Source organism: Gemmata obscuriglobus (genome assembly GCF_008065095.1).
Lineage (GTDB): Bacteria > Planctomycetota > Planctomycetia > Gemmatales > Gemmataceae > Gemmata > Gemmata obscuriglobus.
Map to the genome: position 1 here is coordinate 6,954,124 of NZ_CP042911.1, position 26,245 is coordinate 6,980,368.

The following is a 26,245-nucleotide window of genomic DNA, read 5'->3' on the forward strand; positions in this document are numbered from 1 at the left end:
GCCGGGCGCCTACTTCGCGGGCCGCAGCACGATCTGCCGCAGGTCCATCACCGCGGCCCCGGGCTTGGTCTTCGCCTTCACGGTGAGCGTGTGCCGCCCGGCCGCCGCGACCTTGAGCGTGCCCACGTCGCGGGCCTCGAACGCCTGGAACCCGCCGGTGTCCTTGACCGTAAAGGTGAGCTTCTCGGCCCCGACGGCGAGTTCCACCTCCGCGCCGCCGCTCCCCCTCCCGCACCCCTGGAGCACCTCGACGGCGAACGTGCCGCCCTTGTCTACCGTGAAGTCGAACGTCGCGGAGTCGTCCTTGTTCACCCAGAACCCGAGCGTGTTCTTGTGCGGAAGCGGCTCGAACCGCAGCATCGTGCCGGTCACGAGCGCGGTGCGTGCGTGCAGCGTGATCGCCCCGTCCTTGTCGGGCGGGTTCGGCCGGTAGTCCGGGTTCGGGGTCGGCATCTTCGCGCCCACGTCCGTGCGCCAGGCGTCGAGCTTCGCGGCCAGGTCCTTCACCACGTCCGGCTTGTCCGCGGCGAGGTTGCGGCTCTCGGACAGGTCCTTCGCCACGTCGAACAGCTCGCGCCGGCCGTCCTCGTAGTACTCCACCAGCTTGTAGTTGCCCGCGCGAACCGCCCCGCCGGGCCGGCTCCCCTGGTTCGCGTAGTGCGGGTAGTGCCAGTACAGTGCCCGCGGCTTCAACTTCTCGCCGCCGAACGCCGGCACCAGCGAAACGCCGTCGCGCCGGGCCGCGCTCGTCGCCCCCGTCGCTTCGAGGATCGTGTCGAAGAAGTCGATGCTGCACGCGACCTGATCCATAACGGTCCCGGGCTTGACCTTGCCGGGCCACTTCGCGATCAGCGGCACGCGAACGCCGCCCTCGTACAGGTACCCCTTCCCCTCGCGCAGCGGGGCGTTGATCGTCGGTGCGAACGGCATCCCTTCGAGGGTCGCGAGGCCGCCGTTGTCGCTCGTGAAGAGCACCAGCGTGTTGTCGCTCAGCTTCAGGTCGTCGAGCCGCTTGAGCACCCGCCCGACGGCGGCGTCCATGCTCTCGACCATCGCGGCGTACACGGGGTTGCTCTGCCGCCCGTGGACGGCCTGAGTTTTGTACTTATCGACCAGCGGTTGCGGCGCCCGCAGAGGGGTGTGAACGCCGTAGTGCGGCAGGTACAGGAAGAACGGCTTGTCCTTGTTCGCGGTGATGAACGTTTCGGCCTCCGCGGCCAGCCGGTCCGTGAGGTACTCGTCGGGCGCGGCCTTCTCCAGCCCCGGCATCGTCGCCCCGGCCTTATTCGCGAAGGGGGCGAAGTAGCTCAGCGGGGTGCCGGTGTGGTCGCCGGCGACGTTCACGTCGAAGCCCTGCTTCTCGGGCTCGAACCCTTTCCCGCCCAGGTGCCATTTGCCGATGTGCGCGGTGACGTACCCGTGCCCTTTGAGCGTCTCCGCGACGGTGACTTCTTCGAGCGCGAGTTCGTTCTTCAGTTCGGGCCGCTTGAGCCGCTGGCCGGGCAGGTCCTTGCGCCCCGGGAGCCAGTCGGTGATGCCGACGCGCTGCGGGTACTTGCCCGTCATGATGCTCGCGCGGGTGGGCGAGCACACCGGGCACGCGGCGTAGAAGTCGGTGAACCGCACGCCGTCTTTGGCCATCCGGTCGATGTTGGGGGTCTTGTAGAACGTGCTGCCGTAGCAGCCGAGATCCCGCTGCCCCAAGTCGTCGATCACGATCAGCACGACGTTGGGTTTGCCCGCGGCCGAAGCCGGGAGCGCGAAGAAGCCGAGCGCCAGAACCGCAAACGCGCGTAACACGAGAGAGTCTCCAGGAGAGGCGGAAGGGGCCGCGCGAGCCGCGCCGGCTACGCGATGATGTCCTTGATGACGGCCCCGTGGTCGATGTCGAGGCGCTTGCGGCCCGGGATCTCGAGCTTCCGCGAGTCGAGGCCGAGTTGATGTAGGATCGTGGCGTGAACGTCGGTGACGTAGTGCCGGTTCTCGACCGCGTGGAATCCGATCTCGTCCGTCGCGCCGTGAACGACCCCGCCTTTCAAGCCGCCGCCGGCCATCCACACGCTGAACCCGTAGATGTGGTGGTCGCGGCCGTCGCTCCCCTGCGACCCGGGGGTGCGGCCGAACTCGGTGCAGAACACCACGATCGTCTCTTTGAGCAGCCCGAGCCGCTTCAGGTCCTTCAGCAGCCCGCCGACCGGCTGATCGACCGCGAGGCAGTTCTTCGCGTGGTTCGCCTTGAGGCCGCCGTGCGCGTCCCACACGCCCGCGCCGCCGGCCCCGTGCTGGATCTGGACGAACCGGACGCCGCGCTCCACCAGCCGCCGCGACGCCAGCAACTGCATCCCGAAGGGGCGCGTCTCGGGCCGGTCGATCCCGTAGAGCTTCTTGGTTTCCTCAGTTTCCTTTGAGAAGTCGAGCAGTTCGGGCAGCGACTTCTGCATTCGGAACGCCAGCTCGTAGCTCTTGATGCGGGCGTCCAGGGCGGGGTCGTTCGGGTAATCCTTCTCGCGCAACTTGTTGAGCTTCCCGGACAGCGTGAAGCCGGCCTTCTGTTCGGCGGCGGTCACCGCCACCTCGGGCTTGCCGTAGTCGAGCGGGTTCGCCGGATCGACGCGGACCGGGACGGCGTCGTGCGCCGGGCCGAGGTAGTGGCCGTCCTTGAGGTTCCAGTACTCGCGGCTGCCCATCGACACGAACTGGGGCAGGTTCTCGTTCAGCGTGCCGAGCCCGTAATGCGCCCAGGCGCCGAGCGTGGGGAACTCGCCGTCGAGCATGTGGCGGCCGGTGTGGAACTGCGTCTGGGCGCCGTGGTTGTCGTCGGTCGTCCACATCGAGCGGATCACCGCCAGGTCATCGACGCAGGAGCCGATGTGGGGCACCCAGTCGCTGAACGCGACGCCCGCCCGCCCGTACTTCCGGAACCCCACCTGGAGCGGGTACAGCTTGTTCCGCTGCTGGCCGTTCGCGTCGTTGACCACGGTGACCCGGGCGAGTTTGAGCTTCTCGGGGTCCTGCGCGTCGGGCACCGGGCCTTCCTTGATGGTCTTGCCCGCGAACTTGGTGAGCGCCGGCTTCGGGTCGAACGTCTCCATGTGCGAGACGCCGCCGTTCATGAACAGCCAGATCACCGACTTCGCCTTGGGGGCGAAGTGGGGCTTCCCGTCCGGCGGCGCCCACGCCGCGTCGGAGGAGTAGCCGTCGCGGTGGAGCATCGCGGCGAGAGCGAGGGAGGCGAAATCGCGACGGTTCATAAGGCACCGGGACGGAAGATAAAGGGCCGCAAAAAGACCACAGAAGAGTTCAAAAGGCAAAAGAGGAATGGCCGCAAAAAAGCACAAAAAGCACAAAAGGAAACCGAAGACATTGAGCGGCGAATCAATCAAGAGCGTCGGCCAGGATGTACTTCTTGATGTAGTAGCGCGGGCCACCGAAGTTGATCAGTAAACCGTGTTCGACACGTGAGCAGCGGAGGTATCCCAAAAGTTGGGCGGCGTGCTCATCGACGATGTGCCGAACGGCCTTCAGTTCGACCAAAAGCACGTTTTCAACGAACAGGTCTGCAAAGAATTCGCCCAGAACGGTACCGTCTTCGTCACGCACCGAGAGCGGGTGCTGAGCGACGACCGCAACGCCTTGCTTCCGGAGCCGGTGAAGGAGAGCGTTCTCGTACACCTTTTCAAGGTGCCCGTTCCGCAGGTACTCGTGGATCGCGAACCCTGTTTCGCGGACGATATCGCACAGCTCGAACACGCTGCTCCAAGGTTTTATCGTGTTCATTCGTTACCTCGTTTTTGCGGCCGTTCCTCTTCCGTCTTTTGAACTCTCTGCGGTCTTGGTTTTCTTTTGTGCTTTTTGTGCTTTTTTGCGGCCATTCCTCTTCTGCTTTTTGTGGCACCTCTGCCATTCTGCGTATCACCGGACGGTGACGAAGTCGTTGTGGTTGAGGAGCGCCTGCACCAGTTGGAGCCGCGCGCGTTTGCCCCGTTCGGGCTCCTTCACGTCCTTCAGCGTGCCCCGCAGTTCCGCGAGCGCCTCCAGGCAGGTTGCCAACTCGTCCTTCGTGGGCACGGTCCCCAGCACCGACTCAAACGCGCGTGTCACGAACGCAGCATCATCGGCGCCGGCGAGTTTCGAATGAAGCTGGTCGTTGATCTTCGCGGCGCTCACCTGCGCGAGTTTGCTGTTCCAGAGCGCCAGCGCCTGCTGCGGCACGATGCTCTCGGTGCGGCGGTAGCAGTCCAGCACGTTGGCGTTGTCGAAGATGTCGAGCAGCTTGTTGTGCTCGTTGTGCGAGTGGAAGAAGTACAGCGACCGCCGCGCCGAGCCCTCCTGCTGCGCCGCCGGCACCGGCGGCCCGCCGCGGGTGAGGTCGAGGGCGCCGGCGAGGTGCAGCAGACTGTCGCGCACCGCGTTCGCGTCCATGCGCACCGGGTTCATCCGCCACAGGTAGCGGTTCTCGGGGTCGAGCTTCACAGCCTCGCCGGCGCCCGAACTTGACGAGGAGAGGCGGTACACGTCGCTCGTCACGATGAGCTTGTGCAGGTGCTTGAAGCTCCAGTTGCGGGCCGTGAACTCGGACGCGAGCCAGTCCAGCAGTTCCGGGTGCGTGGGCGGGCCGCCCTTCCGACCGAACTCGAACACCTGGGGCGCGAGCGGTTGCCCGAAGTGGCGCAGCCACACGTGGTTCACCGCGACGCGAGCCGTGAGCGGGTTCTTCGGGTCGGCGATCCAGTTCGCCAGCGCGGTGCGGCGGCCGGTGCTCGTCGCCGGCAGCGGGCGGGCCTTCGATTCGGCCGTCTCGGCGTTCGACTCCGGGGCCTTCACGTACCCGCGGAGGTGCGGCGGGAGCTTGCCCGGGTCGTTCTTGATCTTCTCGAACGCGACGTACTCCGCGCGCGCCGCGTCGCTGCCGATCCGGGCCGCGATTGCGACCCAGGGGGCGTGCGCCTTCTTACCGGTGGTGAGATCGGCGGTCAGATCCGCCAGCGCGAGCTTCTGCCGGTTCGCCTTCTCAAGTAACGTGCGAGCGTGCGCTTCCGCGAGAGGCTCGTGGGGCTTGTGGGCCGCAACCGGAAGCGTGACCGCTTGCACCTTCAGCCCACCGGGGGCGAGGAACTTCGGCACCCCGGGCGTAACCACCTTATCTTTGTCAGGAGTGCGTTCGTCGCCGCGAATGTGAAACGGCGTGCTCACATCAAGGTTGCCGTCGAACGCGCGCGGAATACCGTTCTTCGTCACGTCGAGCTCGCCCGGAATTTGGTCGGTGCGCACCTGGTACGGCTCGAAGATCGCGCGGAAGGCGTAGTAATCGGTCTGCTTGACCGGATCGTACTTGTGGTCGTGACACTTCGCGCAGTTCAGCGTGAGGCCGAGGAACCCTTTTCCACTGTGCTCGATGACCTCGTCGAGCCACGTGGTGCGGTTGAAGAGGAAGTACGACCGGGCGAGGTAGCCTGTCGCCCGAAGCTTCTGCGGGTCGGTCGGGTGGAGTTCGTCCGCCGCCAGCATTTGGCGGATCATCTCGGCGTAGCTCAGGTCCGCGTTGAAGCTCTCCACGGTCCAGTCGCGCCAGTGCCAGATGTGGCGCTGGCTGTTCCGCAGTTCGGCGCCCAGCCCCCACCAGTCGGAGTAGCGCCAGATGTCGAGGAAGTGCCGCCCCCAGCGCTCGCCGTACTGCGGCGACGCGAGCAACCGGTCCACCACCTTCTCGTAGGCGTCCGGCGCCGGGTCGTTGACGAACGCGTCGATCTGTTCGGCGGTGGGTGGCAATCCGATCAGATCGACGTACACGCGGCGCAGCAGCACACGCTTGTCGGCCGGAGCGACGGGCTTCAGCCCCTTCTCGCGCCACTTCGCGGCGACGAACGCATCGATCGGGTGCGCGGCACCGGAATCGGGCAGTGGGGGGCGAGCGACCGGACGGAACGCCCAGTGGTCGCGCGGGTCCGGCTCGGGCGCATCGTCGGCGGGCACCCTGGCGCCCTGTTCGATCCACAGCCGGACCTTCGCGACCTGTTCGGGCTTCAGCGGGTGCCCTTCGGGCGGCATGCGGGTCGCGTCGTCGGTCGATTCGACCCGCAGCAGCAGTTCGCTGGCGCCGGGCTTACCGGGCACCACCGCCCCGCCCTTCACCATCGCGGCCCCAGTGTCCACACGCAGCTTCGCCTTCTGCGCGAGCGCCCCGTGACAGGAGTAGCACCGCTCCTGGAGCAGCGGGCGAATGTCCTTACGGTAGTCGACCGTGTCTGCGGCCGGCGCGAGCGCGGGGAAAATGAGAGCGGCACAGGCGGTGAGGGAGAATCGCATGGGAGTCGCGTTCCGGCGGGACGGCGAGACGGCGCGAAAGGCCAAAGGCGGTGGAGCACAGGTTAAACGACCCGAACGCCGCACGCAAGCGCCCGACACATCAGCATGACGGGCCATTCGGTCGTGCGTTCCTCGGTCCCGGCGGAGAACGCCGTGGCTTTTTCGAGCATGCCGCGCGCTGCGTCGAGACTCTTCACCGCGGTCCAGCGCCGCCGGTTCACCTCGACGACGCGGGTACACGGCCAGCGGGTAGCGGCGGGTGGCGTTCCCAACTACCGATACGCTTCAACCGGACCTCAGTAGTTTCAAGTTCCAGGTTCCAGGTTCCAAGTGGAGTCACGAGCGACACGAATCGCCGGCGCGTTTGACGAGTTGGGTTCCGACTTGGAACTTGGAACCTGGAACTTGGAACTACTGAACCTGGCATGAGTCGTCTCGGGTGGCGGATGCCCCGTCCGGCAACGGCGATGCGGCCACCGGTCTAGCGGGTCGAAGAATGAGAGTTCCAAGAGAAGTCCACCGGTGCGGTTGCGGTGCCCGTTCCGGGCGGATAGTGTCGAGAGTGTCGCCCTCACTCTCTGGGACGCCGCCGATGTCTCGTCTCGCCGCCCTCACCCTGCTCTGCGGTCTGCTGCTGCTCAACGATGGCAGAGGCCAGGAACCGAAAGGGAACCCCTGGGGCAAATCCGCACCGGCGCCGAAGCTCCAGCGCGCCGTTTACGCCGTCAAGAACGCCGACCCGGCCGTGCTCGCCCAGGTGATCGGACCGCACTTCAGGGGCGAGGCCAGCGCGTTCGCCGCACCGCCCGGGTCGGGCAACGCGGTGCTCGTCAGCGGCACCGCTGAAACCGTGCCCGAGGTGATCAAACTGCTCGAACTGCTGGACCGCAAGCCGCGCACGGTCGAGATCGAAGTTACCATCGCCGAGGTGCCGGCCAAGGACTGGAAGGAAGCCGAGCCGAAGCACGAGGAGCTGGCCAAGTGGGGGCAGCGGATCAAGCTGACGGCCGTCGAGGGGCAACCGGTGTCTACCCAGATGGGCGCCAGCAAGCCGATCGTGACCAGCACCGCGGTCACCCCCGGCGGGTTCGGCGGACCGGGGGGAGCCGGCGGACCGGGGGGAGCGGCCGGGGGCCGGGGCGGGTTCCAGCAGCGGTCGATCAGCTACCAGGATGTCGGAACGACCGTGAAGGCGTCGGCGCGGGTCGGGGCCGACGACATTGTGGCCGTCGAGTTGAGCGTGAAGGGCACCCGGGTCCGAACGCCGGACGCGACCGATGAGCCGGCGGCGCACTCAGTGGAGACCGGCTCACTGACCACGAATGTCAGCGTTCCGGCCGGGAAAAGCGTGGTGGCCCAGGCGGTGCGAACCGAGGGGAAAGGCGGGGCCACGATATCGGTTGTGGTCGTCACCGCGCGCCCGACTGCCAAGTAACCGCGCCGCCCGCAGCTCGTGCCGTCACGAACTCGTCCCAGTGGACCAGGACGAGTCACCTCCGGCCGGCTACCGCCAGTGCCGGTGATGATGGTGGTGCGGGTGGCAGCACCCCGCGGCCGACAGGAGCAGCACAGCGGCGAACACAGCGCAGCAGATCGAACGCATCGCATCACCTCGCGGACGAACGCAACCGTCCAATTGTACCCGCGTCACCAAGGCGCGGTGCGCCTTCACAGCAAGCCGACGCGCCGTTCGGGTCCCTGGTCACGTTGCCCCGGCCCCGAAGCGCAAACCCCCGATCGGCCGATCGACCGCTCTTTCACCTGTCCAAGCCGCAATCGCCGAGAAGCGGGCACGTCTCAACGGCCCAAAGCCCCCAGGTTCCGTACACGAACCGCCCGACATTTTCCTTGACGCCCGGGCGCGTTCGGGTATAGCCGCCGGTTCTCTGCGCCAGTCCGTGTACACTTGGGGGAGTACCGCATGGACGCGGTCCACACATCGGCCCGCGGCCGCACGCCCGCCGGGCGCCCGCGCCGCACGAAGGCGGGGCGAGCGGCTGTTCTGTTCCTGCCGGTTCTCCTGGCGTTGGCTGTGTGCGCCGCCGTTGCCTACGCCAAGCAGCCGCCCGCGCCGAAGCACCCGACCAACCCGGTCCTCCCGGCCGCCGGCGACGGCACCCGCGACCCCAAAGACCCCAAATGGTCCACCGACCCGTCTGACCCGTTCCCCATGCCGCCGGAACTGGCCAACGTCGAGCTGATGAAGCAAACGCCCGCGGAGGCCTACGCCAAGTCCGCCGGGTGCATGGCGTGCCACAAGGGGGTGGGCGACCCGCACGGCAAGGACACGCTCCGCATCGGCTGCACCGACTGCCACGGCGGGGACGCCACCACCACGGACAAGAACCGGGCGCACGTGCTCCCGTCGATGCCGCAGTTCTGGCCGTCGTCGGGCAACCCGGTTCGGTCCTACACGCTCCTGAACAACGAGTCGCCGGCGTTCGTCCGGTTCATGAACCCGGGCGACTTCCGCATCGCGCACATCTCGTGCGGCACCGCCGGGTGCCACCCGAAAGAGGTGCAGACGAACCGCAAGCAGATCATGGCCACCGGGTGCATGCTGTGGGGCGCCGCGGCGTACAACAACGGCACCCTGCCGGTGAAGCGCGCGATCGTGGGCGAGGCGTACGGCATGAACGGCGCGTCGCTCATGCTCAAGACGTACCCGCCGCCCACCCCCGAAGAGGAGAAGCGCGGGGTCGTCGCGCAGCTCGTGCCGCTGCCGCGGTTCGAGATGAGCCAGCCGGGCAACGTGCTCCGCATCTTCGAGCCGGGCGGGCGGTTCCTGCCCGAGATCGGCATCCCCGAGCGGATGGACGAGCCCGGCCGCACCCGGGTGCGTCTGAGCCTGCGCGGGCTGGGCACCAGCAACCGCACGGACCCGGTGCTCGTCAGCGCCGGCAAGACCCGCCTGTTCGACCCGACGCTCAACTTCCTGGGCACCAACGACAACCCCGGCGACTACCGCTCCAGCGGGTGCAGCGCGTGCCACGTGCCCTACGCCAACGACCGGTCGCCGGTCCACTCCGGCTCGTACGCCAAGTTCGGCAACCGCGGGCTCACCGCCAACCCCGACCCGACCATCCCGAAGAACGAGCCCGGGCACCCGATCGACCACAAGTTCACCAACGCCATCCCGACCAGCCAGTGCATGGTGTGCCACATGCACCCCGGCACCACGGTCATGAACAGCTACCTCGGGTTCATGTGGTACGACGAGGAGTCGGACGGGCGCCACATGTACCCCGCCAAGCAGAAGAACCCGACCGCCGAGGAGCTGATCCGCTCGATGCTGCGGAACCCGAACGAGTCGGCCGCCCGGGGGCACCTCGCGGACCCCGAGTTCACCGCCAACCTGGCCGACCTGAACCCGCACCTGTCGAAGGTCCACTTCGCGGACTTCCACGGCCACGGGTGGGCGTACCGCGCGGTGTTCAAGAAGGACAAGAAGGGGCACTGGACCGACTACCAGGGGCGGTTCGTCGGCCCGCCCACCGCGGCGAAGATGGCCGCGGCGGTGGACTGGTCGAACAAGGCCCGGGCGTTCCACCAGGACCACCGGTTCCCGGACCCCAAAACCGGGTCGGCGGAGGCGAAGAAGGCGGAACAGGCGCTCGGCGACTCGTGCCGCAGCGGCCAGCCGGTGCACATGCTCGACATCCACCTGGAGAAGGGGATGCACTGCGTGGACTGCCACTTCTCGCAGGACATGCACGGCAACAACCGGCTGCACATGGAGGTCCGCGCGGCCACCGAGATCGCGTGCATCGACTGCCACGGCACCCCGGCCCGGCACGCCACGCTGAAGACCAGCGGCCCCGCGAGCTACACCTCGGCGCCGGACGGCCTGGGGCGCAACCTGCTCGCCATGAAGACCCCGTTCGGGGTCCCGCGGTTCGAGGTCCGCGAGGCCCCGGACGGCACCCGGCGGTACTTCCAGAACAGCTCGGTGCAGAAGGGGCTCCAGTGGGAGCTGGTGCAGACGAAGGACGTCATCACGAAGGGGCACCCCCGGTATAACGAGAAGGCCGCGCACGCCAAGACGGTGCGGGTCGACAAGGCGACCGGGAAAATGGTGTGGGGCGAGCTGCCGGCCGACGGCCAGTGCGCCCACTCGAACGACAACATGACCTGCATGACGTGCCACTCGGCCTGGAACCCGAGCTGCTTCGGGTGCCACCTGCCGCAGCGGGCCAACGTCAAGGCCCCGACCCTGCACGCCGACGGGGACACGCAGCGGAACTACACCGCGTACAACTTCCAGACGCTCCGCGACGACGTGTACATGCTGGCCCGCGACGGCGACGCCACCGGCAACAAGATCAACCCGGCCCGGTCGAGCTGCGCGATCCACGTCACCTCGGCCAACGGGAACCGCGAGTCGATCTACGTCCAGCAGCAGACGCTGTCGGCCGAGGGGTACAGCGGGCAGGCGTTCAGCACCAACGTGCCGCACACGGTCCGCGGCAGCGGGGTGGGCGAGACCAAGCAGTGTAGCGACTGCCACCTGTCGAAGAAGAACGACAACAACGCGTGGATGGCCCAGCTCCTGATGCAGGGCACGGGCGTCATGAACTTCATGGGCCGGTACACGTGGGTGGCGGCCGGCGAGGAGGGGCTGTTCGGCGTCCAGGTGACCGAGAACAGCGAGCCGCAGGCGGTGTACGGCAGCGACCTGCACTACTACGCGTACCCGGACCACTACAAGAAGCACGCCGCCGCCGGCGGGCTCCTGAAGAACGCCCACGAGCACCCGGGCCGCGACATCGCCAAGGGCGTGACGCGCCCGCTCAAGAAGTCCGAGGTGCTGATGGTGCAGAACCGCGGCGAGTACTGCTACGCCGCGTGCGGCGAGGGCGGGGTCCGGGTGTTCGACATCGCGTTCATCGACGACAAGGCGTTCGCCGAGCGGATCACCACCGCCCCGGTGTCGCCCCTGGGCCAGAAGTTCTACGTGGACACGAAGTACGCGACCTACGTCGCGGCCCCCTGCACCCCGGCCGTGGACCCGACGCGGAAGATGATCCCGGGCAACAAGGAGCAGCCGATCCACCCGCTGTTCGGGTACCTCTACGTCTGCGACAAGTACGAGGGGCTGATCCTGATCGGCGCGGCCACCACGCTCGACGGCAACCCGGTCAACAACTTCCTCAAGAAGGAGGTGTGCTTCAACCCGGACGGGCTGCTGTACGGGGCCAAGCACGCGCACGTGGTCGGGCACTACGTGTACGTGTCGTGCGACGCCGGGCTGGTGGTGATCGACATCGACGACCCCAAGAAGCCGAAGGTGACGAGCGTCGTCGGCGAGAAGCACCTGAAGCACCCGCACATGGTGGCGACCCAGTTCCGGTACGCCTACGTGTGCGACGAGGAGGGCCTCAAGGTGCTCGACATCACCGACCTGGCGCGGCCGGTGCCGAAGTCGAAGGTCCTGCTGCCGGACGCCCACAGCGTCTACCTGGGCCGCACCTACGCCTACGTGGCGGCCGGGCCGCGCGGGCTCATGATCTTCGACATCCAGAACGCCGCCGAGCCGAAGTTCGAAACGGCGTTCACCGCCGGCGGCCACATGAACGACTGCCACGACGTGAAGCTGGCGATCACGTACAACAGTCTGTTCGCCTACGTCGCGGACGGGAAGAACGGGCTACGGGTGGTGCAACTGTTCTCGCCCGAGACGCCCGGGTACGAGGGGTTCAGCCCCAAGCCCACCCCGCGCCTGGTGGCGACGTACCGGCTGCCGCACGGCGGGCACATCCTGAACGTGGCCCGCGCCCTCGACCGCGACCGCGCGGTGGACGAGAGCGGCAACCAGATCGGCGTGTTCGGCCGCGTCGGCGCCCGCCCGCTGAACGAGAAGGAGCAGCACAAGATGTACCTGCGGAACGGAACCCCGTGGTACGTCAGCGACGACCCGAAGGACGCCCTTTACGAGGAGCGCCGGCAGAAGTAAGCAACGGCCCGGATTGAAGACAGGTTGGCCACAAAAAAGCACACAGGGCACAAAAGAAAACCAAGACAGAAGAGTGAGTTCAAACACTTCTTCTGTCTTGGTTTTCTTTTGTGCCCTGTGTGCTTTTTTGTGGCCAATCTGTCTTTATCTGCCGCGTTTCGCGGCCGGTCACATTACTTCGGGGACACGTCGAAGTCGGTCGGCTTCAGTTCGGTGGTCGGGCCGGTGACCTCGATCGTCTCGCCGGCGCGGCCCTTCACCCCGCCGCGGAGGCCGTTCTCGTGCCAGTACACGATCCGCACCTTGCCGGCCGGGACGTTCTTGATCTCGAAGTTCCCGTTCTCGTCGGTGACCGCGTAGTACGGGTGGTCGAAGATGCGCACGTAGCCGGTCATCCACGGGTGAACGGAGCACTTGTACTGGATCGGCGCGGACTCCTTGACCAGCGGGGTCGGCATCGTCCAGTCGGTCTGCTTGGGCAGGTTCGGGTTGTGGGACCCGTTGTTGCCGCTCTCCCAGTAGAAGTTGTGCGCCACCGGGGACGGGTTCTTCACCACCAGCGTGTCGCCCACCCGGGCCGCGGTGACCCGCTTCACGAACACGCAGCACGGCTGGTCGATCACCACCTCCCCCGGCTTCCGCTTGGCGTCGTCCGGGTGGAACTGGTCCTTCTTGAACTCGGCTTTCAGGTCGGTGTCGTCCGGGCGCAGGTACACGACCACGTTTTTGACGCCCCGGCTCTTCGGGTTCACGATGACCGACTCGTCGAGCAGCGCGCCCTTGCTCAGGCAGTGTTCCTTGTCCTGGGTGACGTTGAGTTCACCGCGCTTGGGCAGGTCCTTGTCCTTCGGGAACAGCACCTGGCCCTTGACCGTAACCCACTTGTCATCAGCCGAGGCAGCGAAGCCGGTGCCGGCGAGCACAACCGCCGCGCACAGGGAGGCAAACGAGAAACGTTGCATAACTGGAGCAACTCCGTCGGGAAAGGTAGGTGAGGCAGGGTGGCGAGAACCGACTCTGGTATTGTTCCCGCGAAGTGTCCGTTCGTCCAGAGGAGGAACGGAAGGCCGCCGCAGAGGCACAAGGGAAACACAAAAGCGACGGAGACGAGGTTGAGAATAACAAAGGCCGTTGGGCACCGAGAATGGGAGCTAGTTGCCCGCATTCTTGGTGCCCAACGGCGCCAATCGCTTCGCTTTTAACCTGTTATTTCTGTTTTCTTAGTCCCCTCTTCCATCCACCCGCGGCGTCCCTCTTCGTGGTGAACTCTTCTATCCCTACCCCCGGAGGATGGCCAGCACGTCGGAGTGCAGCTTGCCGTTGGTGGCGACGACGTCGGGAGTGTGGATAGTGGGCACGCCGCCCCAGTCGGTGAACGTGCCGCCGGCCTCCTCGACAATGGCCTTGGTCGCGGCCACGTCCCACGGGTTCACCCCGTGTTCGATCATCACGTCCGCGGCGCCCTCGGCCACCAGCACGAACCCGTAGAAGTCGCCGTGCCCGCGCTGGCGCTGGGTCTGCTTGTACAGGTTGTGGAACGCCTGCTCCCGGCCGGACCGGGTGAACCAGCCCATGCTCGAGTAGCACAGCGAGCACTCGGCGAGCGAGGACACGTTCGACACCCGGATGCGGCGCTCGTTGTGGTAGGCGCCGTCGCCGCGGAGGGCGCGGTACGTCATCCCGAACACCGGGATATAGACCACGCCGCCGATCAGCTCGCCCTTGTGCTCCAGCCCGACCAGCGTCGCCCAGATCGGCACGTGGCGGATGAACGATTTAGTGCCGTCGATGGGGTCGATGATCCACCGGTACCCGCTGGCACCGGGCTGGTCGCCGAACTCCTCGCCCAGGAACCCGTCGTCCGGGAACGCGGCGGTGACCGCCTCGCGGATCAGCTTCTCCGCGTTCTTGTCGGCCTCGGTCACCGGGCTGCTGTCGGCCTTATGCTCGACCTGGAACGTCGACTCGTAGTAGGCTCGTGCGAGGTCGCCGGCCTTTTGGGCCACGTTCACGGCGAGGTCGTACCGGTTGCGCCAGTCCGCGTTCATCAGCACCTACTCCCGCCCCTCGCCGCTGGGGAGGGGGCCAAACCGTACCTTCGCGCCGCCGCAACACGGCCCTCCGGCGGTTCGTCCCCGCGCGACAGGGAGAACCCGGGCATTGCGCACACTCACACCACTTCCGTCGGCGCCACCACCGGCGTCCGGCTCTTCGCGTAGGCCGCGCAGCCGACGATCCCCGAGTCGTCGCCCAGTTGCGCCGCGACGCACCGCACGCCGGCGGCGGCGCCCGGGAGCGTGTACCGCTGGGCGATCTCCCAGATCCGCTCGATGAAGTTGTCGCCCAGCGCGCCGGTCACCCCGCCGCCGAGGACGATCACCTCCGGGCTGACGAAGTTGATGAGCCCGCCCAGCGCGCCGCCCAGGGCGCGAGCCGCGTCGTCGACCAGTTCGACCGCGATCGGGTCGTCCTTCTGGTAGTACTCGGCGAGTTGCGAGCTGCGGACGGCGCTCAGGTCCACGCCCTTCCATTCCTTGCGCACGCGCTTGGGGGAATCGTCGAGCTTGTCCTTCGCCCGCTTCATCATGTACTTACGGCCGGCGATGCCTTCGAGGTGCGTGCCCCGCCGCCAGTGGACGACGAGGTGCCCGATCTCGCCGGCGTTGCCGTTGAACCCGGTGAACAGCTCGCCGTTGAGGATCAGCCCGCCGCCCACGCCGGTGCCGACGAACACGCCGAGCACGTTGCGGGCGCCCTTGGCCGCGCCGTAGGCGAACTCGCCGTAGGTGCCCATCCGCACGTCGTTCTCGACGACCAGCGGCCACCGCCAGGACGCGGGCATCAACGGCCGCACGTCGACATCGCGCCACTCGAGGTTGGGCGCGAACTTGACCCGCGTGGTGCCCAGCTCGATCTGCCCCGGGACGCCGATCCCCATCCCGCGGATCTGGGCCGGGTCGACGTTCGACTCGCGGACCACGGCGTCGACGGCTTTGACGATGTTGCCGAACACGCCCGCCGGGCCGGTGTCGGCGGCGGTGGGCTGTTTGGATCGCGCAAGTAACCGCAGGTCGTCGTCGAACAGCCCGGCGAGAATCTTGGTTCCGCCGAGGTCGACGCCGAGCCAGTATCCGGTGCTCATGCCGGGCTTCCGTGAGGGTCTGTCCGGTCGTGGGCCGCGAGCCGTCCTGGCGCCGCTATTGTAAGACCGGGTTGCGCTTCCGCAATGAGAAACAATGCCGCACTCATGTGCGGACGGCCGCCGCGGCGCGCCGCACGTTCTGCACGAACCGCGTCACCTTGTCCGGGTCTTTGACGCCCGGCGCGCGCTCGACCCCGCTGGCGACATCGACGCCCCACGGCCGAACGGTGGCAACGGCCTCTTCCACGTTTTCCGGTGTCAGGCCGCCTGCGAGGATGAGCGGCACGCCGACATCGAACTGTTGTAGCAACTGCCAGGGGGCGCGGTGCCCGGTGCCGCCCATCTGCCCGACCACAAACGAGTCGATCAGCACCGCCGACGGGGGGCGCCCCGCCGCCACTGCGGCGTCCACGAACCGGCGCACCGCCTCCAGTCCCTCCCGATCCTTCACCCGGAACGCGGGGACGTGCGCGAAGGGGAACGTGTCCTCGGTCGGCGGGTGGTCGTCGTAGCTCTGAACGCCCCGTAAGCCGAGCTGGAACGCGATCGCACACGCCTGCCGCATCGGCATACCGACGAACACGCCGACGGCCGATGTGAACGCTGGCAGCGCGCGAACGAGCGGGGCGGCCTGCTGGGGCGTGATGTAGCGGGGCGATTGGGGGTAGAAGTTCAGCCCGACCGCGTCGGCCCCGGCCTCGGCCGCGAACCGGGCGTCCTCGGGCGTGGTGACGCCGCAGATCTTGATGCGAACCATGCGGTCGTTTTACGACCCGGCCGGCGGAGAAGTAGGTGGGGGCGGATTGCGGCCCCCGGGCAGTTTGAAGATGTCCGCGACTTGGATGACCAGTCCGGGCAGATCGTCCCCGCCGGTCAACTCGCCGCTCTCACGCACCACTTCCATCACCTTGTTCGGACGATAAACCGTAACGTTCCGCTCTTCGTAATCGACCTGCCAAACAACCTTTACGCCGTTCGCAAGGCACGCGCGGACCTTCTCGTTCGTGGTTCCGGTATTGTCGCTCGGGGACGATACCTCCACCGCCAACACAGGCGGCACGTCGCCCCATTTGGGGGGCAGGTCCTCGAACCTGTTCACATCCGTGAAGTAAGCGACGTCCGGCCCGATAACGGTTACCGGATTCTGAGCCAGGATCACTCCGGACGCCAAGACGACGTACCCAAAGCGAATGCGCCGCGCATACTCTTCCAGAAACGAACCGAGCCGGACGGCAACAACGCCGTGCAGCCTTTCCGGACGCGCCTCCTCAACAACCGTGCCGCGGATGAGGTGGAACGAGCGGGGCTCGTGTTCCGGGCGGTGGACGAACTCCCAGAATTCCTCGACGGTCATTGGGGCGCCTCCTTTTCGCACAGGTTACCCGCCGAACTTCTGCCGCGCCAACGCCAGCGCGCCGTGGATTACCACCTCCTCGCCCAGCGCCGCGGGTACGATGTCGGTCAGCCCGGCGAAGGGCGGAAATGTGCGGTCTGCAACAGCCGCTTGGAGGGGATTGAAGAAAAGCTCCTGTCCCATCAAGGAAACGCCACCACCAATGATGATGAGTCGCGGGCACAGCAAGGTAATCAGTTGCGCAATCCCTTCCGCAAGCAGCTCAATTGCTGTGCTCAGAAGTGCCTGTGCTGTCAGGTCTCCGTTACGTGCCGCTGCTGCCACGTCTTTCGTTGTGATGCGCCCGTTCCGTTTCAATTGCGTAAAAAGAGGAGTTGCGATCCATGCAGCACGTTCCTCAATGGCCGCGCCAGACGAATACTGTTCGACCGGCCCGCCACTCGAAGGCACACGTAAATGCCCGATCTCTGCGGCCCCTCTTCCGACGCCGCGGTAGATCTGACCGTCGATGATGAGCCCGCCGCCCACGCCGGTGCCGACCGTGATGTAGAAGATCGGCGACAGCCCCTTCCCTGCGCCGAACAGCGCCTCACCAAGCCCGGCTACGTCGGCGTCGTTGCACAGTACCGCCGGCGCGCCCACGAGGTCGCTGACCCAATCGGCGAGCGGGAAGCCGTCCCAGCCCTGAATTTGATGTGATTTGATAACCGTCTGGCTGCGGTCGTCGGTGGGTCCGCCGAACCCGACTCCGACGCCCTTCAGTGAACCGCGATCGGTGTTCGCTTTCGCGAGCAGTTCCGGCACGGCACTGATGATTTGCTTGCGGATGCCTTCGCCGCCCTCTGCAGGGTTTACGGTGCCGCGCCAGAGGGCGTGAATGTGACCGTCGCCGTGCCCCAGTCCGAGTTGGAGCTTCGTACCGCCGATCTCGATCCCGAGGAACATGCGTAGCCTCCCTGTACCCGTGGATACAGGGAGACCCTACCGACTTCCTCAATCTTCGTCATCGTCATCGTCGTCGTGATCTTTCTTCGCGGCCTTCAGCGGCACGAAGAACGCGGCCCGCACCGGCGGCGGCATCGGGCTCCGCTGGCCCCGCACCGCCTTCCAGATGATCTCACTGAACAGGATGTCGTCCAGCGTGTCCTCCTTCGCGAGGTTCTGCTTCTCCATCCACGCGGCCCCGAACCCGCCGGGCTTGTTCTTCTCGGTGAGGTCCACCTTCGGCGCCTCGTGCGAGTAGCCCGACAGGTCCGGCTTCGCGGTGAACGAGTTGTACATCGGTCGCGCCGCGGCATCGAACTGGCTCATCGGCTTGACGCCGAGGATCAGTTCCATCGTCCGCAGCATGCTGGTCGTGGAGTAGAGCGTGCTGTCCACGAACTTGCGCTTGGTGTACGGCGACACCACCAGCGCCACGGAGCGGTGCGCGTCCACGTGGTCCGGGCCGTTCTGGGTGTCGTCCTCGATCACGAAGATCGCGGTCTCTTTCCAGAACTTGCTCTTGCTGACCGCTTCCACCAGGAGCCCGAGCGCGAGGTCGTTGTCCGCCACCATCGCGGTGACCGTGGGCGCCCCGACCTTCGTTCCGGCGGTGTGGTCGTTGGGCAGCCGCACCACCTGCATCCGCGGCATTTCGCCGGTCTGCTCGAACCGCTTCAGCTCGCTGATGAACCGCTCGGCGCGTTTCACGTCGGTGTATTCCAGATCGTAGCCGCGGAACCGCGGGTCGATTTTGCCCTCGAGCGCCGGGACCGCGGGGATGCCGTCCTCGAACCCGCCGTCCGGGCGGCGTTTCCCGTTGTTGACCCACTCGCCGTAGGCGCGGTAGCTCACCTTGGCCTCCGCGCACTTGTCCCACAAGTAGCCGCCGCTGGGCCGGGCGATCAGGTCCTTGGCCCCCTCGCTCGGGTACCCGAAGATCTTGCCGCCACGGTAGCTGAGCGGCCAGATCTTCTCGACGAAGTCGGTCGCGTAGGCGCCCATCGTCCACTCGTGCCCGTCGGCGGACACCTCACCGTCCACGTACAGGTTGTCGAGCAGCACGAACTGCTTCGCGAGTTTGTGGTGGTTCGGGGTCACGCTCTCCGGGAACAGGCACAGCGACGCGTCGCCGTTGCCCTCCTTGATGTCCCCGAACACCTGATCGTAGGTGCGGTTCTCCTTCACGACGTAGATGCAGTACTTGATCGGCGACGCCTCGCCGAGCTTCTTCGGGATCGGGTTACCGGGTTCGACGGCATCGGCCCGCACGGCGCTGTCGTTGCGGAGCGGGCTGCACGCGTAGGCGGTCTTGCTGTGCGTGGCCATTTGATCGGGCGTGGGCACCCGCATCACCGTCAACGAACCCTTCAGAAGCTGGCCGATGTACTCGTTCAGGTTCCGCGACTGCGGCACCAGCGGGTTCGGGCCGTTGCGGTTCGACTTCGACGACAGGCCCTTACCGTTCGCGATGTAGAGCTGCTTGTCGCTGGCGTTGTACCGCACGCTGGTGGGATACCAGCCGGTGGGGACGAACCCGAGCGAGACCGCCTTGGTGCGGTCCTTGACGGCGAACACGCTGAGGTTGTTGGCGTCGGCGTTGGCGACGAACAGCATCTCGCCGTCGGGCGTGAGGGTCAGGCTGTTGGGGGTGTTACCGTTGGGCGCGTTCGGGTACAGCGCGCAGTTGATCGTTTGCAGCCCCTTGCCGGTGGCCGGGTCGATCACACTCACCTTCGTGGAGTTCGCGCACGCGACGTAGAGCGCGTCCCCCTTCGGCGCGAGGACCATCTCCGTCGGGTGTTCGGCGGTGGGCCAGGTCTCGACCACCGCGTTCGTCTCCAGGTCGATGACGGCCACGCTCGCCCGCGCCCACAGCGACACGAAGCACCGCTTACCGCCCGGTTCGACGAGGCAGGTGTACGGGTACACCTGCGGCTCCGGCTCCTTCGGCTCCTCGCTCGGGGCCTTCGCTTTGGGCTTCTCCTCCTTGCGCCCGTCCGGCGGGGACGGCGGCTCGCCCTTGCCCGGCTCCTTTTTCGCCGGCTCGGGGTTGAACGGGATCACCTTTTTGTTGTCGGGATTCACGAGCGGGACGCGGACCACGGCGTCGGCCCACGGGACCGCGACGAACAGGTCCTTGCCGGTCGGGTCGAACGCCAGCCCGCCCACCACGCCCTTCTTCTTGGGAATGCTCGCGTCGAGGGCCTTACCCTTGGTGAGATACCCCTTGTCGAAGTCGAACACGTGAACGGTTTCGTCCTCGCCGCCGCTGGCGAAGACCTGCCTCCCGTCGGGGCTCCACGTCAGGCCGTAGAACGCCTGGTGGACCTGCACGCGCGACAGCACACGAGTGCGTTCGGGGTTCAGGTCAACGATCACGATCTCGTGCGGGCCGTACCCGGCGCACAGCACCGCGGCGAACTCGCCGGTGGGGTGGAGGGCGATGTTCACCGGGAAGTCGCCGGTCTCGATGTGCCGGCCGGCGGGCTTCAGGGACCACTGGTTCGGGAGCTGCACGAACCCGTCGCGGCGCAGCCCGGGCAGCACCCGTTCGAGCGGCTTGGATTCCGTTTTCGGCTCGCCCTTGGCCGGCGGCTGGGCCGGCGCGGTGACGCCGAACAGTCCGACCCCGGCCGCGAGCAGCAGCCCGGCGGCCCACAGCGATTGCGCGTGCATGTTGATGTCCCCGAGAGGATGGAGGGGGCGGTTATTGTGCGAAGTCGCGGCGGGCGCGGCGCGAAGATGGCGCGAAGGTGCGAGCGGAGAGCTTCTTCCCCACCCGCCCGGCAATTTATTGGGCCGCGGTAGCGCCCTTGAAGCACCTGTGGGGTAACACAATTCCCGGAGGTGCCGCATGCCCGCCACGCCCGCCGAAATCGCCCGCCGCGCACTCGCCGGACGCATTGCCCCACCGGCGGAACTACTGGCGCGGTATGCCGCGGGGCGCGACCCGGACGCGTTCGCCGCCCTGGTGCGACAGTTTGGCCCGCTGGTGCTGGGCACGTGCCGCCGGGTGCTCGGCCAGTCCCCCGACGCCGACGACGCCTTTCAAACGGTGTTCCTGGCGCTCGCACGCAGGGCCGGTTCGTTCCGCGACCCCGCCACCCTGCCCGCGTGGCTCCACCGGGTCGCCCTCCGCACCGCGCGCCAAGTCCGCCCCCGACATCGACCTGCGCCCCACGGGACCGCGGAACCGGTCGCCCCCACCGACCCGTTCGCGACGGTGGTCTGGCGGGACGTGCGGCGGATACTCGACGAGGAACTGGACGCGCTACCCGACAAGCTCCGCGGCCCGGTGCTGTTGTGCTGGCTCGACGGTCTCACGCGCGACGAAGCGGCGAGCGTCCTCGGCGTGCCGCTCGGCACCCTGAAGCGGCGGTTGAGCGAGGGACGTGAGCTGCTTCGCGAACGCCTGACGCGGCGCGGGCTGGCGCCGGCCCTGGCGGCGTGCGCGGTGCTCGCACCCGACGGGCTCCGGGCGGACGTACCGCGCCCCCTCGCGGAGGCCGTTGCCGACGCCGCACGGCGTGTACCCATGCGGAGCGCCGTGTCCGTCTGGGCGGCCGTCGCAGCGGCGGTTGCCGCGTGCGGCGTGGCGCTCGTCACGGCCGGGCACGCGCCGCCCGAGGTCGCTCCGCCCCCACGCGCGGCAGTAGCGCTCGAGCGCCCGGCCGGCCTCCCAGATGTGCCGCTGCCGGCCGGCGCCGTGGCCCGCTTCGGAAGTATGCACTTCAGTGCCCCCGATCGCATCTTCTCGGCCGCCCGATCGCCCGACGGCACGCGCCTGGCGTTGGGAGACGGGCTCACGGTTCGGGTGTACGAGAGCACGACCTGGCGCCTGCTGCACACGCTGGCGGCAGACGGAGGCCCGGACGCCTGGCAGAAGCGCCAGTCGCTCGCGTTCTCTCCCGACGGCAACCGGCTCGCGTACGCGCAAAACGGAAAGCTCGCGCTCACGTGGGATTTGACGACCGGCCGGTTGACGCGCCGGTTCGACCGCGACGGCTGGGTGTGGCAGGGCTTCTGCGCGTTCACCCCGGACGGCCTGCTGGCCCTCTCAGACGAGGAAGAGCTCCGGTTCTTCGATCCGGTCACCGGGGCCGAGAAGCACGCCGTGGGTGTGCCGAACGCGATCGCGTTGTCACCCGACGGCAAGCACTACCTTCGGCACACCGGACGCGCCGGGGCCGGAACACTCGTGCTGGGGAACGCGACCACCGGGGTGGACCTGCACCGGCTCGATACCGCCGTCGGTTCTGAGCCCGAGGTATCGTTCTCACCCGACGGCACACGCTTTGTTCTGATGACGAGGTATGGTGCCGCGGTCGAGGTGTGGGACGTGGCGAAGCGGGCGCTGGTGAAGCGGCTCCCGGCGCCGCCCCAGCCGACCGATGGCGAGCGATCGGGGTACGGTGCCGCCTTCACGCCCGACGGGCGCGAGTTCTGGCTCAAGCTCCCTGGCAACGATCTCATGCGGTGGGACGCCGCCACGTTCCTTGAACTGCCACGGTTCGCCCCCGGAACGTCACAGTCGCCGCTCACAATTGCCCCGCTGCCCGACGGCCGGACCGTTCTCGTGCCCTGCGACATCGGGCGCGTGCTGGTGTTCGACCGCCAGACCGGGCGGGAGCGCCCGGTGCCGGGCCGCTACCGCGACGCCGCGTTCGCGCTCTCGCCGGACGACAAGTTCGTGGCGGTCGGCGACGCGAGCGGGCGCATCGACCTGCTCAACGCCGCCACCGGCAGGCTGGAGCGCGTCGTGCGCGAAAGCGGTGACCCGGTTCATAAACTGGTGTTCGGCCCGAACGGGCGCACGCTCGGCGCGGCCGAGGTCGTTTACAACGGTATCGACCTGACAAAGGACCGCGCCGCCGTGCGCGTGTACGACACAACGGACGGGAAGGAACTGCGGGCACAAAAGCGAGACGGCGCGAAAGACAGAGAGTACCGGTCGCACTGGCCGTTACTGCCCCTTGGGTTCACCGCCACCGATCGCATGGTTATCTCGCGTTACCCGCAGAACACGCGCCTCTGGGACTTCAAGACCGGGAAGCACACGGATCAACTTGCGGCGTCCAACATTCACGCGGCGCTCAGCCCTGACGGGACATTACTGGCAACGGAAGAACACGGCGAGGCGGTCATTACCGACGTGGCGACCGGACGCGAAACCGCTCGCGTCGAGGTCGACCCCGAGGAGAAAGCGAACCGCCGGTTCGGCGATATCATGCGGTTCGCGTGGGCGGGCGACGGCAACACGCTGGCGGCGAGCGCGCCAGGGGGCAACGTGTGCCTGATCGACCCGCGCAAGGGACGAGTCCGCACCCGAATCAACGTGGCCCGCGGCGGCGACTGGCGCTTTTCGTTCCTGCATCAACCGCTGTACCTGCCCTTCTCGATCCAGGCGCTGGCGCTGTCGCCGAACGGGCAACAGTTGCTCGCGTCGGCTCGGGGCGGGTATTACGTCGCGCTCTGGGATACCGGCGGCAGGGGTAAGCGGCTGGCGAAGCTCGAGTGCGAGTTCTCAGTACACGGCCGCGGCGCCACGTTCAGCTCGGACGGCAAGCGGCTGTTCACATTCAGCAGCACCGGTTTCGGCTACTCCTGGGACGTCGAGAATACCATCGCAGCACCGAAGAATTAACGACAGTGGGAATTGCGCCGATCACCAGTGACCGAAAGCCCTCACCAACCGGCGTCCTCGTCATCGTAGAGCGAGGGCCGGTCGGTGATCGAGTTTTCGCTCGCTCCGAACACCCCCACCCGTACCCCGTTCCTCCTCAACTCAGCGTTGGCGTAACTGTTCACCAGCGTCAGGATGATGAGGCCCATACACGGGAGCACCGTCGCCGCCGCGAACATGAACGCCGCGAACGGCCCCTTCAGTTCCCACGACAGCAGGAACACGAACACCGCACCAACGGCGCCCAAAATGAACGTCAAGACCATCGGGAACTGTACGGCGGGGCCGCGCCGGCTCACGAACGCCAGCGCAACGAACCCGGCCCACAGGATGAGCTGCCCCAGCACCACCGCGATCAGCCACCGCTGGTAGCGGGCGATCCGCTTCAGGGCCGCCACCGGGCGTTCCGGCGGGCCGAACTCGTCGTCGAATGCGGACATCCGCTACCCCCGGAAAATGCCCCGAGCCGAGGTCACCTGGTCGCGCCGCCGCGCACCGCGGGAAGTGGAACAGGGACCCAGAACAGCTCTCGAACGCGCGACAGAATGGCCCCCACTTCGGTTGGCACGGCGGCCCCCAGGCGAGGGAGTGTACCACCAAAGCTCAATAGAGTGGCCCAGAAGATGTTGACAGGATCAACAGGATGAACAGGATCTATCTTTATCCCGTTCATCCTGTTAATCCTGTCAAAACTTGTCTTCATGAGCACGAGGCTCGTGTGGGCCGGAACGAGCCGCGACCATCCGCCCACGCTCTCACCCGTTCTTAGCTCATTTGCCGCGGGCGAGCAGCCGGGCACAGCCGGCGGCGCCGATGAACCCGGCGTCGGAGCCCAGGCTCGCGAACGTGATCTTGACCGACTTGGTCGGGAACGGCAGCCCGAACCGCTTCACGTAGTTGTCGATCTTCGAGCGGAACCACTCGCCGGCGGCCACCATGCCGCCGCCGAACACGATCACCTGCGGGTCCACGGTGGCGATCACCGCGCACGCGCCCAGGGCCAGGTAGTACGCGGTGTCGTCCACCACCTTGAGCGCCAGCTCGTCGCCCTCGGCGGCGTGCTGGAAGATGACCTTGGCGGTGAAGTCCTCGTCGTTGGCGGTGTAGTAGTTGCGGAGCTTGCTCGCCGGGCCGCGCCAGCACGCCATGTCCTCGCGGGCGCGGCGCACCACGTTGGTGGCGCTGCCGTAGGCCTCGAGGCACCCGCGGGCGCCGCACCCGCACTGCCGCCCGGTGTCCGGCATGGCGATCCGCAGGTGCCCGAGTTCGCCCCCGTGGCTGTGCTCGCCCTCAATGATCCGGTCGTCGATGATGATCCCGCCGCCCACCCCGGTGCCGAGGGTGAACAGCACCATGCTCCGCGCGTCGCTCGCGGCCCCAACCCAGAACTCGCCGTAGGCCGCCGCGTTGGCGTCGTTCTGGTAAGCCGTGGGCTTGCCGAACGCTTGCGCGACGTGGTCGCGAACGGGGACGTTCTTCCACGGCTTGAGGTTCGGCGGGTCGAGGATCAGGCCCGCCTTGATGTCCATCAGGCCCGGAGTTGCGACCCCGATGGCGGCGATGTCGGCGAGGGTCAGGCCGGCGGCGGCGACGGCCCGGCGGATCGTCTCGCACATCGTCTCGAGCCCTTCCTCCTGGCCGCGCTCGGGGTTGGTGTCCATCACCACCGGCTTCGACAGCGGAACCCCGGCCCCGGTCACCACGGCGGCCTTCATGGTGGTGCCGCCGACATCGAGCCCGACGTAATTTTCCGGAGCGGCCATCGTTACCTCGTGGGTGGGTGTGCGGTGCCGGTGCCGGCGGCCCGTGCGTTGCCGGTCCCGGAACGAAACACGAGACACCAAACGCCGCACACGTTCCACCCGTTTTACCGACGGCATCACGGTTGTGACAGGTGAAGCGCTAACGGCGGTTAACAGCGGTCGCCGGCGCTAACGCCCGGCCGCGGCCGGGGCAAATTGCCCGGTTCCGCGCGCCCCGGCCGCGGGCCGTGACCTACGGTTGGGGAGAATGTAAGCCCACCCCGCGACCCGCTCAGCGGTCGCCCCGCTCGGAAGCTCCGGCACATGGAACCGCTCACCCCGCAAGTGATGCACAAGCTGGTCTTCACGATCCTCGTCCACGGGCTGCCGGACGCGCAGACCAACGTGGCTTACGAGGTGCTGGTCGAAGCCCAGAACAACCCGAACCCGCAGGTGCGGGAGCTGGCGGTGGTGGCGCTCGCGGACCTGCCGGTGCCGGCCCCGAAGCGGGTGGCGGCGCTCTCGAAGGGGCTGCGGGACACGTCCTCCCGGGTGCGCCGCCGGGCCGCCCGGGCGCTGGGCGACTTCGGGGTGCAAGCGATCCCGGCGGTGCCCGTGCTCATTACCGGGCTGCGGGACTGCGACACGAGCGTGCGCCGCGACTGCGCCGGCACCCTCGGGCGGCTCGGCCCGGCCGCCGGCCCCGCGGTGACGTGGCTGGTGGCGCTGCTGTCCGAGCCCGAAACCCGGAGCCGCGTGGTGGCCGCGACCGCGCTCAAGCGCGTGGGCCGAGCGGCGGTCCCGGCGCTGCTCGAAGGGCTGCGGGTCGCCGACCCGGACGTGCGCGACCGGTGCACCCGACTCCTGACCCACCTCGCGCCCGACGACGACGAGGTGACCGGCGCGATCCGGGCCGCGGCCGAAGAAGCGGCCCGCTGTGACCCGGGCGCCACCACCATCCTGCCCGCTCTGGCGATGGCGGCCGGCTGATTTCGGAACGCGATGCGAGCCATTCCCATGTGAAGCGGCGAACCCGCCCCGGCGCCCACCCGGTTGGGAGCAGCCGGGCGGGTTCTGCGCG

General features: G+C 67.5%; 17 protein-coding genes. 4 read left to right on the top strand and 13 right to left on the bottom strand.

From position 1 onward, the window contains the following. Positions 1-9: 9 nt before the first annotated feature. The 4 genes from GobsT_RS28745 to GobsT_RS28760 all read right to left on the bottom strand — a co-directional run bounded on the left by GobsT_RS28745 (position 10) and on the right by GobsT_RS28760 (position 6,306). A complete protein-coding gene (locus GobsT_RS28745; protein ID WP_010043306.1) occupies positions 10-1,800 on the bottom strand; it encodes a sulfatase-like hydrolase/transferase in 1,791 nt (596 codons plus the stop codon). A gap of 47 nt (positions 1,801-1,847) precedes the next feature. Continuing rightward, on the bottom strand, positions 1,848-3,251 hold the full coding sequence (locus GobsT_RS28750) for a DUF1501 domain-containing protein (RefSeq protein ID WP_010043303.1): 1,404 nt from the start codon (positions 3,249-3,251) through the stop codon (positions 1,848-1,850). A gap of 124 nt (positions 3,252-3,375) precedes the next feature. Beyond that, a complete protein-coding gene (locus GobsT_RS28755; protein WP_010043302.1) occupies positions 3,376-3,777 on the bottom strand; it encodes a GxxExxY protein in 402 nt (133 codons plus the stop codon). Positions 3,778-3,912: 135 nt separating this feature from the next. Further along, on the bottom strand, positions 3,913-6,306 hold the full coding sequence (locus GobsT_RS28760; protein ID WP_010043300.1) for a PSD1 and planctomycete cytochrome C domain-containing protein: 2,394 nt from the start codon (positions 6,304-6,306) through the stop codon (positions 3,913-3,915). A gap of 592 nt (positions 6,307-6,898) precedes the next feature. On the opposite strand from GobsT_RS28760, the gene GobsT_RS28765 reads away from it, so the two are divergent. Next, positions 6,899-7,741 carry a hypothetical protein gene (locus tag GobsT_RS28765; protein ID WP_010043296.1) on the top strand — a complete coding sequence of 281 codons (843 nt, stop codon included), beginning with the start codon at positions 6,899-6,901 and terminating at the stop codon, positions 7,739-7,741. Positions 7,742-8,227: 486 nt separating this feature from the next. Continuing rightward, complete coding sequence (locus GobsT_RS28770) at positions 8,228-12,259, top strand: LVIVD repeat-containing protein (RefSeq protein ID WP_010043293.1); 4,032 nt, start codon at positions 8,228-8,230, stop codon at positions 12,257-12,259. 173 nt (positions 12,260-12,432) lie between these two features. Here the strand turns inward: GobsT_RS28770 and GobsT_RS28775 are convergent, their stop codons facing one another. The 7 genes from GobsT_RS28775 to GobsT_RS28805 form a co-directional block, all read right to left on the bottom strand. After that, positions 12,433-13,221, bottom strand: a complete 789-nt coding sequence (locus tag GobsT_RS28775) for a hypothetical protein (protein WP_010045610.1) — start codon at positions 13,219-13,221, stop codon at positions 12,433-12,435. Positions 13,222-13,536: 315 nt separating this feature from the next. Continuing rightward, positions 13,537-14,307, bottom strand: a complete 771-nt coding sequence (hisN, locus tag GobsT_RS28780) for a histidinol-phosphatase (protein WP_010045612.1) — start codon at positions 14,305-14,307, stop codon at positions 13,537-13,539. Between the two features lie 122 nt (positions 14,308-14,429). Next, positions 14,430-15,401, bottom strand: coding sequence for an ROK family protein (locus GobsT_RS28785; protein ID WP_010045614.1), 972 nt, complete (start codon positions 15,399-15,401; stop codon positions 14,430-14,432). A gap of 103 nt (positions 15,402-15,504) precedes the next feature. Then, positions 15,505-16,158, bottom strand: a complete 654-nt coding sequence (locus GobsT_RS28790; RefSeq protein WP_010045617.1) for a phosphoribosylanthranilate isomerase — start codon at positions 16,156-16,158, stop codon at positions 15,505-15,507. A 9-nt stretch (positions 16,159-16,167) separates the two neighbouring features. Beyond that, positions 16,168-16,755, bottom strand: coding sequence for a Uma2 family endonuclease (locus tag GobsT_RS28795; protein ID WP_010045619.1), 588 nt, complete (start codon positions 16,753-16,755; stop codon positions 16,168-16,170). A gap of 24 nt (positions 16,756-16,779) precedes the next feature. Then, a complete protein-coding gene (locus tag GobsT_RS28800; RefSeq protein ID WP_109570796.1) occupies positions 16,780-17,700 on the bottom strand; it encodes an ROK family protein in 921 nt (306 codons plus the stop codon). Positions 17,701-17,748: 48 nt separating this feature from the next. Next, positions 17,749-20,415 carry a bifunctional YncE family protein/alkaline phosphatase family protein gene (locus GobsT_RS28805; protein ID WP_010045623.1) on the bottom strand — a complete coding sequence of 889 codons (2,667 nt, stop codon included), beginning with the start codon at positions 20,413-20,415 and terminating at the stop codon, positions 17,749-17,751. 178 nt (positions 20,416-20,593) lie between these two features. Between GobsT_RS28805 and GobsT_RS28810 the strand changes: the two genes are divergently transcribed. After that, positions 20,594-23,383, top strand: coding sequence for a sigma-70 family RNA polymerase sigma factor (locus GobsT_RS28810; RefSeq protein WP_010045624.1), 2,790 nt, complete (start codon positions 20,594-20,596; stop codon positions 23,381-23,383). Between the two features lie 41 nt (positions 23,384-23,424). Here the strand turns inward: GobsT_RS28810 and GobsT_RS28815 are convergent, their stop codons facing one another. Together GobsT_RS28815 and GobsT_RS28820 are read right to left on the bottom strand one after the other, a co-directional pair. Continuing rightward, a complete protein-coding gene (locus GobsT_RS28815; RefSeq protein ID WP_010045625.1) occupies positions 23,425-23,862 on the bottom strand; it encodes a hypothetical protein in 438 nt (145 codons plus the stop codon). 330 nt (positions 23,863-24,192) lie between these two features. Continuing rightward, positions 24,193-25,185, bottom strand: coding sequence for an ROK family protein (locus tag GobsT_RS28820; RefSeq protein ID WP_010045629.1), 993 nt, complete (start codon positions 25,183-25,185; stop codon positions 24,193-24,195). Between the two features lie 303 nt (positions 25,186-25,488). Here GobsT_RS28820 and GobsT_RS28825 point away from each other — a divergent pair, with 303 nt between their 5' ends. Further along, a complete protein-coding gene (locus tag GobsT_RS28825) occupies positions 25,489-26,154 on the top strand; it encodes a HEAT repeat domain-containing protein (RefSeq protein ID WP_010045630.1) in 666 nt (221 codons plus the stop codon). The last annotated feature ends 91 nt before the right edge of the window (positions 26,155-26,245 follow it).